Raw genomic sequence first — 16,518 nt, 5'->3', positions numbered from 1 at the left:
GCCATGCTGCTCGGAAGCCTGCTGCGGCGCCTGCGCGATGAACGCTTTGCGCAGGAAACCCTCCTCGGCCTTGGCGATCTCTCCCTCGTCGCCCGCGCCGATGCGGCCGGGGCGCCTTATGGGGAGAGCGCGGCGGACTATGCCGCCTCCGCCTGCGCCCGCTTCGGCGATCAGGCGGGCGACGAGGACTGGCTGGCGCTGATGACCGCGCTGGAGCGCAGCACCGACCCGGCTGCCACCTGCCTCAGGACCATGACCGAATGGGCCCTGAAGGACGATGCGGCCTCTGCCGCCCGCGAAGCCGAAGGCGCAGGCCATGACGGCTGTGGCTGCGGCGGCGGGGGCGGGTGTGGGGGTGGAGGGCACGGTGGGGGTCACGGTGGGGGCCACCATGGGCACGGCTGAGCGCCCCCGCCCGGACGGCATCCTCGACGAATTGTTCGACAACAATCTCGCCTGGGCGCGCGCCAAGACGGAAGCGGACCCCACCTTCTTCCGCCGCCTCGCCGAGCAGCAGGCGCCGCGCTTCCTGTGGGTCGGCTGCTCCGACAGCCGGGTGCCGGCCAACGATGTGGTGGGGCTCGACCCCGGCGAGCTGTTCGTCCACCGCAACATCGCCAACGTCATCCATTCCAGCGACATGAACATGCTGGCGGTGCTGGAATTCGCCGTGGAAGTGCTGGGCGTGCGCCATGTCATCGTCTGCGGCCACTATGGCTGCGGCGGCGTGCGGCGCGCGCTGGAGAATGCCGCCGGCACCGGCGGCAGCGCGCTGGTGGACCACTGGCTCGCCCCCATCGTCGATCTCTATTGCCGCCACCGCCGGGACATCGCGGCGGCCGGCGATGCTGCCCGGCAGATCGACCGCATGTGCGAGCTGAACGTCGCCCTGCAGATGCGCCGCCTCGCCGCCACACCGGTCATGAAATCCGCCTGGGCGCGCGACCATCAGGTGACGGTGCACGGCTGGATCTACGGCATCGGCGACGGCCTCCTGCGCGACCTCGGCACCACCATTTCCTCGCCCGAAGACTTCGCCGCTTTGCCGCCCCTCGACGATCTCATCGCCGCCCCCCTGGAGCCCATGACCGCCGCCCGGCGGCACGCCATCGCCGCCTTCCTGGAGATGGACGCGGAGGTGTTTCCCGCCCTCGGCGCCTGTGGCGTCGGTGCCTGTACCTGCGGCGCCTTTCCCTCGCCATCCGCCCGCGGGGCGGAGGAGGCCTGACCCATGCCCACCCAGATCGCCCCCTGCCCCGTACCGGCGTCGCCCTGCTCGCTCATCGACCTGTTCGGCCGCCGCATCACCTATCTGCGCCTCTCCGTGACCGACCGCTGCGACCTGCGCTGCGTCTATTGCATGGCGGAGGACATGACCTTCCTGCCGCGCAACGAGGTGCTCTCCATCGAGGAGCTGGACCGCCTCGCCACCGCCTTCATCCGCCAGGGCGTCACCAAGCTGCGCCTCACCGGCGGCGAGCCGCTGGTGCGCCGAGGCATCATGGACCTCGTCGCCTCCCTCTCCCGCCACCTCGCCTCCGGCGCGCTGAAGGAGCTGACGCTGACCACCAACGGCACCCAGCTCGCCCGCCACGCGGACGACCTCGCGCGGCTCGGGGTGCGGCGGGTGAATGTGTCCCTCGACACGCTGGACCCTGATACCTTTAAGCGAGTCACCCGGCGCGGATCGCTGGCCGTCGTGATGGACGGAATCCGTGCGGCGCTGAATGCCGGACTGACTGTGAAACTGAACGTGGTGGCACTCGCCGATTCCACACCCGGCAACGTGGTGAAACTCATCGAATTCGCCCACCGGCACGGCATGGACATCACCTTCATCGAGACCATGCCATTGGGCGACGTGGGGGTGGACCGGGTCGATCAATACCTGCCGCTCGACAAGCTCAGGACCTTGATCGAGCAGCACTTTTCCCTGATCGACACGCCGGAACGCACCGGCGGCCCCGCCCGCTACGCCCGCGTCGCGGAGACCGGAGGCCGCATCGGCTTCATCACCCCCATGAGCCACTCCTTTTGCGAGAGCTGTAACCGTATCCGGGTAAGCGCGACGGGTGTTCTCTACACCTGCCTCGGCCAGGAAAATGCAGTGGATCTAAAGACTTGCCTGCGCACTGGCGGCGAGGCAGCGATGGCGGAGGCCATCGCCGATGCCATCCGCGCGAAGCCCCGCGGGCACGATTTCGTCATCACCCGCGGCGGCGCCCCGGCCCTGGCACGGCATATGTCGGCGCTGGGTGGCTGAGAAAAATTCTTTCTATATTTCAGGACTATAGCCATGCGCACCGCCGCCACTCTCCGCGCCTTCACCGGCCTCGCCCTGCTGAGCCGGGGCTTCCGCCCCTTCTTCCTCGGCGCCGGCCTGTTCGCCCTTGTCGCCATCGCTGTCTGGCCGGCGGTATTCCTCGGCGAAGTCATTCTTCCGACTGCATTTTCCGCCGTGGAATGGCACGCCCACGAGATGCTGTTCGGCTACGGCGCCGCCGTCATCGCCGGCTTCCTTCTCACCGCCATCCCCAACTGGACCGGCCGCCTGCCGGTGGCGGGAAATGCTCTCGGAAGCCTTGTCCTGCTTTGGTTTGCGGGCCGCGCCGCCGTGCTCGTCTCCGCCAAGATTGGCTGGGCCACGGCAGCGGTGATCGACGTGGCCTTCCTCGCCGTGTTCGCGCTGGTGGTGGCGCGGGAGGTCACGGCGGGTAAAAACTGGCGAAATCTCAAGGTTATAGCTGTGGTGGGCTTGCTCGCCGGCGCCAATCTCGCCTTCCATCTGGAAGCCCATTTCACCGGCGATGCCGACCATGCGGGGCGGGCGGCTTTGGCCCTGATCCTCTTTCTCATCCTTCTGTTCGGCGGCCGGGTGGTGCCGAGCTTCACCGGCAACTGGCTGGCCCGGCGGCCGAATGAACAACGGCCCGCGCCGTTCGACCCCTGGGATGCCTATGCCCTCGGCATTTCCGCGCTGGCGCTCATTGGCTGGATCGCCTTTCCCGACAAGGGTTTGACGGGCATCGCGCTGATCGCGGCCGGGCTTGCATCCCTGGCCCGGCTTGCCCGCTGGCGCGGCTGGCGGACCTTCGCCGACCCGCTGGTTCTGGTGCTGCACGGCGCCTTCCTGCTGGTGGCGCTGGGCTTCCTCGCGGCCGGAGCGACGGCGCTGGCGCCGGATCATGTGCCACCCGCCGTCGGGCTCCACGTGTGGGCCATCGGTGGCATCGGCGGCATGACTTTGGCCATGATGACACGGGCGACCCTCGGCCATTCCGGCCAGGCGCTTGCCGCAACGCCCGGCACCGTCGCGGTCTATCTCCTTGTCGTTGCAGCACTTGTGGCGCGCGTCGCCATGGCTTGCCTCCCTCAATGGATGGCGCCGCTCATGCTGGCCGCGGCCGGCTTCTGGTGCGCCGCGTTCGCCGGCTTCGTCATCATCTACGGGCCGATGCTGGTACGACGGAGCTGAGGTCGGATGAAGCTTGGCCATACCCTGCAACCGCGCATACGACTTTAGTCGTAAGAGTCAGAAAGTCGCTGGCCTTTACGGTGCGAGACGGTAGCCTCCCTGCAACGATCGATAACAAGGGAGCACGCCAATGCAGCGCCTGTCCGCCGCAGCCAAAGCCTTTCGACCCGCCCATCTCGCCGCAGCCGCCCTCTCCTGCGCGCTCGCCCTCGCCCCGGCGGCCGCACGGGCCGAGTTCGTCAACGTCCTCACCGGCGGGACGTCCGGTGTCTATTATCCGCTTGGCGTCGCGATCTCGAAGGTCATCGGCGAGAAGGTGCCGGGCACCCGCCCCTCGGTGCAGGCGACCAAGGCGTCGGTGGAGAATCTGAACCTCATCCAGCAGGGCAAGGGCGAGGTCGCCTTCACCCTCGCCGACAGCCTCGCCGACGGCGCGGCCGGCAAGGAAGAGGCCGGCTTCAAGACCCCGCTCACCAAGGTGCGGGCGCTGGGCGGCATCTATCCCAACTACATCCAGATCGTGGCCTCCAAGGATTCCGGCATCAAGACCATCGCCGATCTCAAGGGCAAGCGCCTCTCCGTGGGCGCGCCCAAATCCGGCACGGAACTCAATGCCCGCGCCATTCTCAATGCGGCTGGCCTCAAGTATGAGGACCTCGGAAAGATCGAATACCTGCCCTTCGCCGAATCCGTGGAGCTGATGAAGAACCGCCAGCTCGACGCCACCCTGCAGTCCGCCGGCCTCGGCGTTGCCTCCATCAAGGATCTCGCGAACTCGGTGCCGATCGTGGTGGTGGAGGTGCCCGGCGCGGTGATCGACAAGATCGGCGCACCCTATCTCAAGACCACCATCCCAGCGGGTACGTATGAGGGCCAGAGCGCGGACGTGGCGACGGCCGCCGTGCCGAATTTCCTCGTCACCCGGTCCGATCTGAAGGACGATGAGGTCTACGCCATCACCAAGGCCATCTACGAGAACCTGCCGGAACTGGCCGCCGCCCATTCCGCGGCGAAGTCCATCACCCTCGCGAATGCCATGAAGGGTTCGCCGGTGGCGTTCCATCCCGGGGCGGAAAAGTTCTTCAAGGAAAAGGGCGTCACGCCCTGATCCGAGGGGCCAGACGCCCGCTCGATTGCCTTGCCGGCGGCGCGCTCCAGCGCCGCCGTTTCCCGTTCCAGACCGTGCCAGCCGCCGCGAGCCCTGATCCATGACCTCCTCGCTCCACACCCCGCAGACCGCCCCGCCGGTGAGCCACGACGTGAATAATCCCGACCACGGCGCGCCCGTGGTGGTGGACGACGCGCTGCTCGACCTCACCTGGGGGCCGGGGACGTGGGGCCGCACGGTGTTCTGGATCGCGGTGGCCTTCTCCACCTTCCAGGTCATTACGGCGGCCTGGAGCCCGCTCGCCAGCCAGGTGGTGCGCTCGATCCACGTGGGCTTCCTGCTTCTGGTGGTTTTCGCCATCGCCGCCAACCACAAGACCGGCACCGAGCGCCTCGTGCTGTGGGGCCTCGGCATCTTCTCCTTCATCGTCGGGCTTTATCACTGGGTGTTCTACGCCGCGCTGATCCAGCGGGCGGGCGATCCCTCCACCCTGGACATCGTGGTCGGCACAATTGCCGTGGCGCTGGTGTTCGAGGGTTCGCGCCGGCTCATGGGCGCCTCGCTGCCCATCATGTGCGGTGGCTTCATTCTCTACGGCCTGTTCGGCGAATACCTGCCCGCGCCCCTCGACCACCGCCCGTTCGACTATGTGCAGGTGGTGGACCAGATGTTTCTCGGCACCGAGGGCATCTACGGCACGCCCACCTACGTCTCCTCCTCCTTCATCTTCCTGTTCATCCTGTTCGGCGCCTTTCTCGAGCGCGCCGGGATGATCCAGCTGTTCAACGACCTCGCCATGGGCACGGTGGGCCACGCCAAGGGTGGCCCGGCCAAGGTGGCGGTGATCTCCTCGGCACTGATGGGCACCATCAACGGCTCGGGCGTGGCCAACGTGGTCACCACGGGACAGTTCACCATCCCGCTGATGAAGCGCTTCGGTTACAAGCCGGCCTTCGCCGGCGCGGTGGAGGCCACCGCCTCCATGGGCGGGCAGATCATGCCGCCGGTGATGGGGGCCGTCGCCTTCATCATGGCCGAGACCATCGATGTCCCCTATGCCACCATCGCCACGGCGGCGGTGATCCCGGCCTTCCTCTATTTCTTCACCGTCTTCGCCATGGTGCATCTGGAGGCCGGCAAGGACGGTCTCTCCGGCCTGCCCAAGGACAAGTGCCCCAATGCCTGGCTGGCGCTCAAGAACAACTGGTACCTCATCCTGCCGCTGGCAGCGCTGGTATGGCTGCTGTTCTCCGGCTACACGCCGCTGTTCGCTGGCACGGTGGGTCTCGCGCTGACCGCCCTCATCGTGCTGGGCGCGCCGGTAGCGCGGCTCATCGGCCCCTACGGGCTGCGGGTGGTGTTCTGGATCGTGCTCGGCCTGTCGGCGGCGAGCTTCGTCGAATACGGCATCAACGGCGTCGCCACGGTCATCGCGGTGCTGGTGGCGATCCTGTTCTTCGTGAAGGGCGGGCGCGAGACGCTGCGCATCAGCATCGAGAGCATGGCGGACGGCGCCCGCAACGCGCTGCCCGTGGGCATCGCCTGCGCGCTGGTGGGCACCATGATCGGCGTCTTCACCCTGACCGGCGTCGCCACCACCTTCGCCACCTTCGTGGTGGAGGTGGGCAAGAACTCGCTGTTCCTGTCGCTGGTGCTGACCATGATCGCCTGCCTCATCCTCGGCATGGGGCTGCCCACCATCCCGAACTACATCATCACCGCATCCATCGCCGGCCCGGCGCTGCTGGCGCTCGGGGTGCCGCTCATCGTCTCTCACATGTTCGTCTTCTATTTCGGCATCATGGCCGACCTCACGCCGCCGGTGGCGCTGGCCGCCTTCGCGGCGGCGCCCATCGCGGGGGCGTCGGGGCAAACCATCGGCTGGATCGCGACGCGCATCGCGGTGGCCGGCTATGTGGTGCCGTTCATGGCCGTCTATGCCCCCGCGCTGATGCTGCAGAACGGAGACCCCATGGCCGATCTCATCGGCTTCTGGCCGGCGGTCGCCTATGTGTTCGTGAAGGCGATCGTCGCGATCATCCTGTGGGCCGCAACCGCCACCGGCTATCTGCTGGCGCCGCTCAACGTCATCGAGCGCATCATCGCCTTCGCCGCTGCGGCGCTGCTCATCCTCGCCCTGCCCATGACCGACGAGATCGGCTTTGCCGCCTCCGCCGCCTTCATTGGCTGGCACTACTGGAAGAACCGGTCGCGTCCGGCCGTGGCCTGAGGGGTGGCCCTTGTCTGTTTGGCGACGGGCGCGACGGTGGTGCGGCTCGCCGCCGCCATCACCCTCGCCTGGGCCCATTCGGTGCAGAAGAGCGCGTGGCAGGAGGACTGGCGCGCCACCTCCGACGGCCTCGTGCTCGCCGAGGTGCGTGTCCAAGGCTCGGGCGCCGGCATGGAACCGCCGGAGGACGCCGTGCTGAAGGACGGCTTCTACGTCGCCCATCCCACACTGGCGCCGCAGCGGGAGGTGATCCTGCGCCGCTCCGGCGCCACGGCGGACTGGCAGGTCTGCATTGCCGGCACCTGCCACTCCATGGCCGAACTGGTGCCGCCCGATGCTGATCCAGTGACTCTGACCATCTGCGAATAAGCGGCTGGCCGCCGGACGATCGGGCTGGACAGATATTTTTATCCGGGTATTTTCCTGCCCAAAGCAGGAGCCCTCCCGTGTCCCCCTCCCCCGCCAAACCATGCACCGCCTTTGCCGGAACGCGCCTCCTCCGGCGTGGTCCCCTCGCCGACGTGGCGCTGGCGGCGAAGGCGGCAACCGAGGCCGGAGAGAGCGTGCTCGTCTTCGACGATGCCACCGGGCGGCTCATTGATCTCGACCTGCGCGGCAGCGATCCCGAAATCCTCGCCCGCCTCGATCCCCCCTCCACACCGGATGCCACCGAGCCCAAGGCCCCCGGCAAGGGCCGCGGCCGCCCGAAGCTGGGTGTTGTCGCACGCGAGGTGACGCTGCTGCCCCGGCACTGGGACTGGCTCGCCGCCCAGCCGAGCGGCGCCTCAGCGACCCTGCGCCGCCTGGTGGATGAGGCCCGGCGGCGGGGCGCACCGCAGCAGCAGCGGCGCTCCGCTCAGACCGCAGCCTATCATTTCATGCAGGCACTGGCCGGCGACCTGCCCGGCTACGAAGAGGCCACTCGCGCCCTGTTTGCCGATGACCGGGCGGGGCTGGAGCAGACGACAGCCGGCTGGCCGCCCGACGTGCGCGACCACGCCATCCACCTCGCCTTCGACGCGGTCAACGAGCCGGAGGCGGACTGACCCCCGCGCCAGTCACCACCCATCTGCGGCCCACACAGGAGGCTGACCGCCGAACGGCGACGCTGGGCGATTCGCGCCTGCTTTCCTTGATCGAGAAACTGCTGCCGGCCTGAACCGCGGAGGCATTAAAGCGACGGCAACCGGACAGGCGCAGTGTGGGGCAACCGCCGGAGCCGCCATGTCCGACCAGACCGCCCAAGAACCGCCCCAAGAGCCCCTTCCCGCCTACGCTCTCGCTGCGGCGACGCCTCAGGACCGGCCAGCCATGGCGCAATTGTGGGTGGAGACCTGGGCGAAGACGATGCCCGATATCGATTTTCCCGCACGCCTGCCTTGGCTGGAAAGCCATCTGGATAGCCTAGCCGCCGGCGGCGCGCTGATCCGCGTGGCACGGGAGGGGCACAAGGACGGCCCCGTCGCCGGCTTCGTCGTCATCCATCCCGGCACGGGCTATCTCGACCAGCTCGCAGTGGCGCCGCGCGCCTGGGGCAAGGGCGCGGCCGAGGCGCTCATGGCGGAGGCGCGCCGGCTCTCCCCTGCCCTCGTCGCCCTCGACGTAAATCAGGACAACCCACGCGCCGTGCGCTTCTACGAGAAGATGGGGCTCGCCATCGTCTCCGAAGGCGCCAACCCCATGTCCGGCCGCCTGACGTACCGGATGGAGTGGCGTGGCGCCTGAGGCCTACGCCGCCGCATGGAACTGAAGCTGGGCGAGGCGCGCGTAGAGGCCGCCCTTGGCGACCAGTTCCGCATGGGTGCCCTCGTCCACGATGCGACCGGCTTCCATCACCAGGATGCGGTCGGCCGACAGAACCGTGGAAAGGCGATGGGCGATGACCAAGGTGGTCCGCCCCTCCATCGACCGCTCCAGCGCCGTCTGCACCAGTGTCTCGCTTTCCGCATCGAGGGCGCTCGTCGCTTCGTCGAGCAGCAGGATGGGCGCGCCGCGCAGGATGGCGCGGGCGATGACGATGCGTTGCCGCTGGCCACCGGAAAGCATCACGCCGCGCTCGCCCACCATGGTGTCCCAGCCCTGCGGCAGCCGGGCGACGAATTCGTCCACCAGCGCTGCTCGGCCGGCCTCCTCAACCTCGGCGTCGGTGGCCTCGGGGCGGCCGAGGCGGATGTTAGCCCGCACGCTGTCGGCGAAGATGGCCACCTCTTGCGGCACCAGCGCCATCTGCCGCCGCACGGCGACGGGATCCGCCTCGCGGATATCGATGTCGTCGAGGAGGATGCGCCCGGCCTGCGGGTCGTAGAAGCGCTCCAGCAGCTGGAACACGGTGCTCTTGCCAGCCCCGGACGGGCCGACGAGGGCGACGCGCTCCCCGGGCCTGATGGAGAATGCAATGGCTGCGAGCGCCGATTGACCGGGCCGCGTGGGATAGGAGAAGGACACCTCGTCGAATCGGATGGCGCCGCTGACCCGCCCCGGCAGCGGCACCGGCCGGACCGGCGGGCGCACCTGAGGCTCGACCTTGAGCAGTTCGCCGATGCGCTCGGCAGCGCCGGCGGCGGCCGACATCTCGCCCCAGGTCTCGGAAAGGTTGCCAAGGGAGGCAGCAGCGAGCACCGCATAGAGCACGAACTGGCCCAGAGCGCCCGACGTCATGGTGCCGGCCAGCACCGACTGGGCACCCGCCCACAGCACCGCCACCACCGAGCCGAACACCAGAAAGATGGCGATGCCGGTGAGCCAGCCGCGCGCCTGGGTCGCCTGCCGGGCGGCACCGAAGGCCTCTTCCACAGCGCCGTCGAAACGCTGCCGCGCCACACCCTCGGCACTCGCCGCCTGCAGCGCGCGCATGCTGTTCAGCGCCTCGGCGGCATAGGCGGACGCATCGGCGAGGGTGTCCTGCGCCTGCCGGGTCAGACGGCGCACCTTGCGGCCTGAAGCCATCAACGGCAGCACGATGATGGGAATGGCCACCAGCACGAGGCCGGACAGGCGGGGGCTCGTCACAACCATCATCGCCACCGAGCCGATGCACATCATGAGATTGCGCAGGGCCGTAGAGGCGGAGGCGCCGACCGCGGACTTCAATTGCGTGGTGTCGGCGGTGAGGCGGGAGGTAAGCTCGCCCGAGCGGGCCGAATCGTAGAAGGCGCCATCCAGCGTCACGAGGCGGGCGAACACCGCCGTGCGCAGGTCCGAAACGATCCGCTCGCCGAGGGTGGTGACGAGGTAGTATCGGCAAGCGGACGCGAGCGCGAGCACTGCGGCCACCGCCACCAGCACGCCGAAATACTGGTCCACGAGCCCCGCATGGTCCTCGGCGAAGCCGAAATCGATCATGCGCCGCACGGCGATGGGCAGCGCGAGCGTGGCGAGCGCGGCGGCCAGCAGCGCACAGAGCGCCCCCGCCACCCGGCCGCGATACCGCTTCAGATAGGGTGCAAGGCCCGCCAGCGGCTTCAGGTCGCGTCTGCGCTTCTCAGCGGCGGCGCGGGTTTCGGGGCTGTCGACAGGGGCAGATGAGGTGTCGGCTTGTGTCAAGGCATCCACTCGGCTATAGACCCGCCACTTCCGTCAGGAACCGAAATTGACGCTGCCTCCCCCGGCGGGGCGGGCGTGGCGATAAAGGATTGAACCAATGAAGAGCGACATCCACCCCGATTACCACTTCATCAAGGTGGTGATGACGGACGGTTCCGAGTACACGACCCGGTCGACCTACGGCAAGGAGGGGGACACCCTCCAGCTCGACATCGATCCGCGCACCCATCCCGCGTGGACCGGCGGCAGCCAGCAGCTGATGGACCGCGGCGGCCGCGTGTCCCGCTTCAAGAACAAGTTCGGCGCGCTCCTCAAGGGCTGAGGCCGGAGGGGCCTTCAGGCCCCTCGTTGCCGCTGCGAAGCTGCGCGCCTCCGCCGCAGCGACGCAAGCGCACAACCGGTTCGCGCAAGGGGACCGGCTCAGGGAATGACGAGTTCAAGCCGCGGGCGGCCCTGCCGCCGTCGCGGCTTTTCGTTTTGGGGCGCGGCCGCCTGTGCCACCACGAGTCCGGCGCTGACCGCCTCGGCGAGGGCGACAAGTTCCAGCGCAGCGAGACGCGCGGCGGCCGGCAGGCGCCCGATCACGTTTGCGGGAAGGACCAGTTTCAGCGGCGCTGCCGCGGCCGCCATCTCGGCCCGGGAGATGCATCCATCTGCCCGGCTGAGCAGCAGCACAAGACCTGCCGCGATATCCGAGCGCAGGCGTGCGAGGGTTTCGCGGTCGGCTGCGGAGAGAGCAGACCCGGCGAGGCGTGTCTCAGCCGCGGCGAGGCGTTCGAAGCCTCGCGCGATCCCGTCTCTCTTGTCCCGCGCCTCGTCCACCGGCCGCTCCTGTGACTGGACCGGCATGAAGCGCAGCGCGGGCATCCCCGTAAAGGGGAACTGCATTGATCAGACTGGGGATATCGGGGGCTGGCCAAAGAAGAGCCGCCTTGCGGCGGCTCGCAGTCCGACAGGGAGAGTTGCCAGAAGTCCGGGGAGGATTTTTTCCGACGGACAACATCAGAATGCGCGCCGGATATTAACGCCGCGTTAATGCGAACCGGCTAGCCGCGCCCATTCCGCACTAAACGACCCGGCGCAAGCCCAAGGTCCAACTGCCTTTTCCGTCCCTACAGCTTGAACGCCGCATCCGCCGCCGCGCGGGAGGCGTGCTTTGAGGCGAGCGCCGCCTCCAGCCGCGCGATCTCCGCCTTCAGCGTGACAATGCGCGCCTCGATCTCGTCTACCGACAGACGCGACACGTCGGCGACCGCCAAGGGATCGACGGGCTTCGGCTTGATCTCCTCATCCATTGGCTTTGCTCCTCCCCTTCCCTATTCTCCGCGGCGACCGCCGCTGCCTCAGGCGCGGGTGCCTCCTGTATGATCGCCCTATTTTGCGCGCCGTGGCCGGGCTGGGAAGAGCTTCGTGCCGGGTGCCCCACCGGAGCTTTCCATGTCCAGCGCCGCTGTCCCCCTGCCCGAGACCATGACCGCCATCACCGTCAGCGCCCCCGGCGGCCCCGAGGTGCTGGTGCCCGGCCCCAGGCCGGTGCCGAAGCCCGCGCCGGGCGAGGTGCTGGTGAAGGTTGCGGCTGCAGGCATCAATCGGCCGGACGTGATGCAGCGCAAGGGTCTCTACCCGCCGCCGCCCGGCGCCTCCGACATTCCGGGACTGGAGATCGCAGGCACCGTGGTGGCGCTGGGCGAGGGTGCGAGCACCTACAAGATCGGCGACAAGGTGTGCGCCCTCGTCACCGGCGGCGGCTATGCGGAATATTGCCCCGCCCATGAGGCCACCACCCTGCCGGTTCCCGAAGGCCTCTCCATGGCCGAGGCAGCGGCCATGCCTGAGACTGTCTTCACCGTCTGGAGCAACGTGTTCGACCGTGGTGGGCTGAAAGCCGGAGAGACGCTGCTGGTGCACGGCGGAGCGAGCGGCATTGGCACCACAGCGATCCAGCTGGCCAAGGCGCTCGGCGCCCGCGTGGTCGTCACCGCCGGATCGAACGAAAAGTGCGCCGCCTGCGTGAAGCTTGGCGCGGACCTCGCGGTGAACTACCGGACGCAGGATTTCGTCGCCGAGGTGAAAAGCTTCACCGCCGGCAAGGGCGCGAACGTCATCCTCGACATGATCGGCGGTCCCTACATCCAGAAGAATTACGAAGCAGCAGCGCAGGACGGCCGCATCGTGCAGATCGCCTTCCAGCAGGGTGCGAAGGCCGAGGTGGACTTCATGCGCCTCATGCTGAAGCGCCTCACCCACACCGGCTCCACCCTGCGCTCGCGCCCGGTCGCCGAGAAAGCGGCCATCGCCGCAGCCATCGTCGAGCATGTGCTGCCCTTGATCGCCGCCGGAAAATACCGTCCGGTGATGGACGAGACATTCCCCCTCACGGACGCTGCCGGAGCGCACGCCCGCATGGATGCGAGCGCGCACGTGGGCAAGATCGTTCTGGTGGTGGAATAGTCCCAGAGGAGGCGGGGGCGTCCCCGCCTCTGCCTTCAGGGGCGCCAGGCGCGCGGCGGTACGCCGCCCGAGCGCTGGATGGCCTCCAGAACCTCCCGCTGGCGGCGATCGGTGCGCTTCATGTGCACCGCAATCACCGCATGGGCCGAGGGGACGAGGAACATCAACGGGAAAATCAGCCCGAGCAGGATGCAGGGCACGATCATCACCAGATTGATGATGGCCGAGATGGGCTGCCCGTTCACCAGCAAACCGACGGGCGGCAGCAGAGCGGCGAGAATGTAGATCATGGCCTTCCCGGGCCCTCCTTGAGGCCCGATGTCCATATGGTGTGCCCTGCCCGTGCTGCAAGGATCGGGGCGAGACCATGCGCCGAACGCTGGTTGATCCGGGCGTCTCCTCCGCCTATTGCGGGGAAGGGGAAACGCCGCAGCCCGAACGGGCCGGCCCAAGGGTAAGCCGATGCAGCTCAAGGCGCTCCCGCCTCAGATCCTGATCCCGCTCATCGTCGCCTGCGCGCTCTTCATGGAGCAGGTGGACTCGACCGTCATCGCCACCTCCCTGCCCGCCATCGCCGCCGACCTCGGCGAGGACCCGGTGGCGCTGAAGCTGGCGCTGACCTCATACCTGCTCTCACTGGCCGTCTTCATCCCGGCCAGCGGCTGGGCCGCCGACCGCTACGGCGCGCGCACGGTCTTCCGCTCCGCGATCGTCATCTTCACCATCGGCTCGATCCTGTGCGGGCTCTCGTCGTCGCTGGCGGACTTCGTGCTCTACCGGATCATCCAGGGCATGGGCGGAGCTATGATGGTGCCGGTGGGGCGGCTCGTCATCCTGCGCTCGGTGCCCAAGTCCGAACTGGTCTCCTCGCTGGCCTGGCTCACCATTCCGGCCCTGCTGGGCCCGGTGTTCGGCCCACCGCTGGGCGGCTTCATCACCACCTATTTCGACTGGCGCCTCATCTTCTTCATCAATGTGCCGATCGGCGTGCTGGGCGTGTTCCTCGCCACCCGCTTCATCGAGAACGTGCGCGAGGAGGACGTACCGCCGCTCGACCTCAAGGGCCTGATCCTGTCGGGCGTCGGTCTCGCCGGCCTCGTCTTCGGCTTCGCCGTGCTGGGGCAGGAGGTGCTGGTGCCGCAGTGGGCGGCGCTCACCATCGGCACCACGGGGGCGTTCTTCCTGTTTCTCTATGTCCGCCATGCGCGGGTCACACCACACGCCGTGCTGGATTTGAAGCTGCTGCGCCACGGCACCTTCCGCGCCGGCGTGGTGGGCGGCTCCCTGTTCCGCGTGGGCATCGGTGCCATGCCCTTCCTGCTGCCGCTAATGCTGCAGCTCTCATTCGGCCTTTCGCCCTTTGCCTCGGGCCTGCTCACCTTCACCGCCTCGGCCGGGGCGATGGCCATGAAGTTCACCGCCGCCAAACTGCTGCGGCGGATCGGCTACAAGCGGGTTCTCCTCGCCAACGTGTTCCTGTGCAGCGGCTTCATCGCGATCAATGCCGCCTTCACGCCGCTGACGCCGCACTGGCTCATCGCGTCGCTCCTGCTGGTGGGAGGCTTCCTGCGCTCGCTGCAGTTCACCGCGCTGAACGCGCTGAGCTATGCCGATGTCGAGCCGGATGAGATGAGCCGGGCCACCTCGTTCGCCAGCGTGGCGCAGCAGGTGTCGCTCTCCTTCGGCGTCGCCGTAGCGGGCCTTGTGCTGGAAACCATGCGGGCGTCCCGTGGCGAGGTGGCGGTGACGCAGGGCGACTTCTCCGCCGCCTTCCTCGTGGTGGCGGCGGTAAGCGCGCTCAGCATCTTCTACTTCATCCCCCTGCCGAAGGATGCGGGCGCCTCACTCACCGCTCGCAAGCCGGACCTGGACGACCCGCGCAGCGAAGTGCCGCCAGACTAACCCTCCGCCTCGTCGCATTCTTCCGCCCCGGCATCGGCTTTTCCCCGGAAGCCGGTGGCGAGGACATACAGTTCTGCCGAATCGGCGCGGCTGGCAGCGGGCTTGATGTGGCGCACCAGCGCGAAATCCCGCTTGAGGTTGGCGAGCAGCGTGCCCTCGGTTCCGCCCTGGATCACCTTGGCGAGGAAGCCACCGCCGGGCGCGAGCACCTGACGGGCGAAGTCCGCCGCCAGTTCCACGAGTCCGACGATCCGCAAATGGTCGGTTTTCTTGTGGCCCGTGGCGTTGGCCGCCATGTCGGACATCACGAAGTCCGCCTGCCCGCCGAGCATCTCCATCAGCCGCTGCGGGGCGTCGGGGGCGAGGAAGTCCATCTGGGCGAAGGCGACGCCGGGAATGGCGTCCATTTCCAGCAAGTCTATGGCGACGATCTTGCCCTGCCCCTGCTCCAGGCCGATCTTCTGCGCCGCCACCTGGCTCCAGCCGCCGGGCGCCGCGCCGAGATCGACAATCCGCATGCCCCGCTTCAGAAGCTTCACCTTCTCGTCTATCTCGATCAGCTTGAACGCGGCGCGCGAACGCCAGCCCTCGCGCTTGGCGCGGGCCACATAAGGGTCGTTCAGCTGGCGCTGAAGCCATTTCTGCTGGGACGTGGTGCGGCCGCGCGAGGTCTTGACGCGCACCTTCAACGGCCGGCCGTCCGGCCCGCGGGGTGGGGTGGTCACGCTGGGCGGCTTCCGTTCGGCGCGTTCGCGTGGAATCCGTCAGCCGAGCGGCCATTCCGCCACACGCCGTCCGCCCGCATCATCTGCACCAGCATCCCCTCCCTCAGCCCGCGATCGGCCACCCGGAGCCGGTCGGCGGGAAAAATACGGCGCACCGCCTCCATGATGGCGCAGCCGGCGAGCACGAGATCCGCGCGCTGGGCGCCGATGCAGGGATTGGCGACCCGCTCCTCGAAGCTCATGGTCATCAGCCGCTCCACCACCTGCTCGATGTGGCTGGCGCCGAGCCAAGCCCCGTCCACACGCGCCCGATCATAGCGATCGAGGCCGAGATGGATGCCGGCGACCGTCGTCACCGTGCCCGAGGTGCCGAGAAGATGCAGCCGGGCGGGAGCGCGCACGCCCCAGCTCTGTCGCACGCCATCGAGCATGGCGCACACCTCGTCCACCATGGTGTGGAATACGTCCGGCGACACTTTCACGCCGCCATGGCGCTCCGACAGGGAGACGACGCCCACCGGCAGCGACACCCAGGAGCGAATGCGCGCGCGGGGCGGCCCGTCATCGCCGGCCGAGCGGCGGCCGAGCCAGACCACTTCCGTGGACCCGCCGCCGATGTCGAACAGCACAGCCCCCTCGCAGGAGGGGTCCACCAGCGGCGCACAGCCGGTGGCAGCGAGCCCCGCCTCGGTGCGGCGGTCCACCACCTCCAGCGTCAGCCCGGTGCGCGCTTCCACCTGGGAGCAGAAATCTTCGCCGTTGACGGCGGACCGGCAGGCTTCGGTCGCGACCATTCGGGCACGGGTAACGCCGCGCAGATCCATCTTGGTGGCGCAGATTTCAAGCGCGCCCAGCGCCCGCTCCATGGCGCCGTCGCACAGCCGGCCGGAGGCGCCAAGCCCTTCACCGAGGCGGACGATGCGCGAAAAGGCATCCACCACGCGGAAGCTGCGGGCCGTCGGGCGGGCGATCAGGAGGCGGCAATTGTTCGTGCCGAGGTCTATGGCGGCATAAATGCCGTGCGGGCTCGGCACCCGCGATTCGGTCCGCCGATCCTGAGACGGAACGGAAGTGGCGCAAGGGC

Annotated in this window: 18 protein-coding genes; 12 read left to right on the top strand and 6 right to left on the bottom strand. The window is 68.4% G+C overall.

The window, feature by feature from the left end:
• Window positions 1-3: 3 nt before the first annotated feature.
• The 9 genes from A37E_RS27195 to A37E_RS0114045 all read left to right on the top strand — a co-directional run bounded on the left by A37E_RS27195 (window position 4) and on the right by A37E_RS0114045 (window position 8,538).
• Window positions 4-405 carry a hypothetical protein gene (locus A37E_RS27195; RefSeq protein WP_051679026.1) on the top strand — a complete coding sequence of 134 codons (402 nt, stop codon included), beginning with the start codon at window positions 4-6 and terminating at the stop codon, window positions 403-405.
• Window positions 392-1,228, top strand: a complete 837-nt coding sequence (locus A37E_RS0114080; protein WP_197023063.1) for a carbonic anhydrase — start codon at window positions 392-394, stop codon at window positions 1,226-1,228. Before A37E_RS27195 ends, A37E_RS0114080 begins: the two co-directional genes overlap by 14 nt.
• A gap of 3 nt (window positions 1,229-1,231) precedes the next feature.
• Window positions 1,232-2,263: a GTP 3',8-cyclase MoaA gene (gene moaA, locus A37E_RS0114075; protein WP_051679025.1), complete on the top strand. Its 1,032-nt coding sequence runs from the start codon at window positions 1,232-1,234 to the stop codon at window positions 2,261-2,263.
• Between the two features lie 33 nt (window positions 2,264-2,296).
• A complete protein-coding gene (locus A37E_RS0114070) occupies window positions 2,297-3,475 on the top strand; it encodes an NnrS family protein (protein WP_029557176.1) in 1,179 nt (392 codons plus the stop codon).
• Between the two features lie 130 nt (window positions 3,476-3,605).
• Entirely contained in the window at window positions 3,606-4,583 is a 978-nt protein-coding gene (locus A37E_RS0114065; protein ID WP_024277558.1) for a TAXI family TRAP transporter solute-binding subunit, read from the top strand.
• A 100-nt stretch (window positions 4,584-4,683) separates the two neighbouring features.
• Entirely contained in the window at window positions 4,684-6,813 is a 2,130-nt protein-coding gene (locus A37E_RS0114060) for a TRAP transporter permease (protein WP_024277557.1), read from the top strand.
• An 18-nt stretch (window positions 6,814-6,831) separates the two neighbouring features.
• A complete protein-coding gene (locus tag A37E_RS0114055) occupies window positions 6,832-7,182 on the top strand; it encodes a DUF1850 domain-containing protein (RefSeq protein ID WP_051679024.1) in 351 nt (116 codons plus the stop codon).
• Between the two features lie 77 nt (window positions 7,183-7,259).
• Complete coding sequence (locus tag A37E_RS0114050) at window positions 7,260-7,859, top strand: DUF2239 family protein (RefSeq protein WP_029557173.1); 600 nt, start codon at window positions 7,260-7,262, stop codon at window positions 7,857-7,859.
• Window positions 7,860-8,037: 178 nt separating this feature from the next.
• Complete coding sequence (locus A37E_RS0114045) at window positions 8,038-8,538, top strand: GNAT family N-acetyltransferase (protein ID WP_081837592.1); 501 nt, start codon at window positions 8,038-8,040, stop codon at window positions 8,536-8,538.
• A gap of 3 nt (window positions 8,539-8,541) precedes the next feature.
• Here A37E_RS0114045 and A37E_RS0114040 read toward each other — a convergent pair whose 3' ends face one another.
• Complete coding sequence (locus A37E_RS0114040) at window positions 8,542-10,278, bottom strand: ABC transporter transmembrane domain-containing protein (protein ID WP_245279455.1); 1,737 nt, start codon at window positions 10,276-10,278, stop codon at window positions 8,542-8,544.
• Between the two features lie 175 nt (window positions 10,279-10,453).
• Between A37E_RS0114040 and rpmE the strand changes: the two genes are divergently transcribed.
• Window positions 10,454-10,678, top strand: a complete 225-nt coding sequence (rpmE, locus tag A37E_RS0114035; RefSeq protein WP_024277552.1) for a 50S ribosomal protein L31 — start codon at window positions 10,454-10,456, stop codon at window positions 10,676-10,678.
• Between the two features lie 98 nt (window positions 10,679-10,776).
• Here rpmE and A37E_RS0114030 read toward each other — a convergent pair whose 3' ends face one another.
• Together A37E_RS0114030 and A37E_RS0114025 are read right to left on the bottom strand one after the other, a co-directional pair.
• Window positions 10,777-11,178, bottom strand: coding sequence for a hypothetical protein (locus A37E_RS0114030; protein ID WP_156026321.1), 402 nt, complete (start codon window positions 11,176-11,178; stop codon window positions 10,777-10,779).
• A 290-nt stretch (window positions 11,179-11,468) separates the two neighbouring features.
• Entirely contained in the window at window positions 11,469-11,651 is a 183-nt protein-coding gene (locus A37E_RS0114025; RefSeq protein WP_029557169.1) for a DUF1192 domain-containing protein, read from the bottom strand.
• 142 nt (window positions 11,652-11,793) lie between these two features.
• Between A37E_RS0114025 and A37E_RS0114020 the strand changes: the two genes are divergently transcribed.
• Window positions 11,794-12,807, top strand: coding sequence for an NAD(P)H-quinone oxidoreductase (locus A37E_RS0114020; protein WP_029557168.1), 1,014 nt, complete (start codon window positions 11,794-11,796; stop codon window positions 12,805-12,807).
• Window positions 12,808-12,842: 35 nt separating this feature from the next.
• On the opposite strand, the gene A37E_RS0114015 is transcribed toward A37E_RS0114020, so the two are convergent.
• Complete coding sequence (locus tag A37E_RS0114015) at window positions 12,843-13,097, bottom strand: hypothetical protein (RefSeq protein WP_029557167.1); 255 nt, start codon at window positions 13,095-13,097, stop codon at window positions 12,843-12,845.
• A 172-nt stretch (window positions 13,098-13,269) separates the two neighbouring features.
• Here A37E_RS0114015 and A37E_RS0114010 point away from each other — a divergent pair, with 172 nt between their 5' ends.
• Window positions 13,270-14,709, top strand: coding sequence for an MFS transporter (locus tag A37E_RS0114010; RefSeq protein WP_029557166.1), 1,440 nt, complete (start codon window positions 13,270-13,272; stop codon window positions 14,707-14,709).
• On the opposite strand, the gene A37E_RS0114005 is transcribed toward A37E_RS0114010, so the two are convergent.
• Window positions 14,706-15,434 (bottom strand): RlmE family RNA methyltransferase, encoded by a 729-nt coding sequence (locus A37E_RS0114005; RefSeq protein ID WP_029557165.1) that lies wholly within the window; start codon window positions 15,432-15,434, stop codon window positions 14,706-14,708. The genes A37E_RS0114010 and A37E_RS0114005 overlap by 4 nt on opposite strands.
• Window positions 15,431-16,468 (bottom strand): Ppx/GppA phosphatase family protein, encoded by a 1,038-nt coding sequence (locus tag A37E_RS0114000; RefSeq protein WP_348550880.1) that lies wholly within the window; start codon window positions 16,466-16,468, stop codon window positions 15,431-15,433. Before A37E_RS0114000 ends, A37E_RS0114005 begins: the two co-directional genes overlap by 4 nt.
• Window positions 16,469-16,518: the final 50 nt, after the last annotated feature.

The organism is Xanthobacter sp. 91 (assembly GCF_000702385.1).
GTDB lineage: Bacteria > Pseudomonadota > Alphaproteobacteria > Rhizobiales > Xanthobacteraceae > Xanthobacter > Xanthobacter aminoxidans.
The sequence above is the reverse complement of the archived record's forward strand: the minus strand, read 5'-3'. Positions and strand labels throughout refer to the sequence as shown.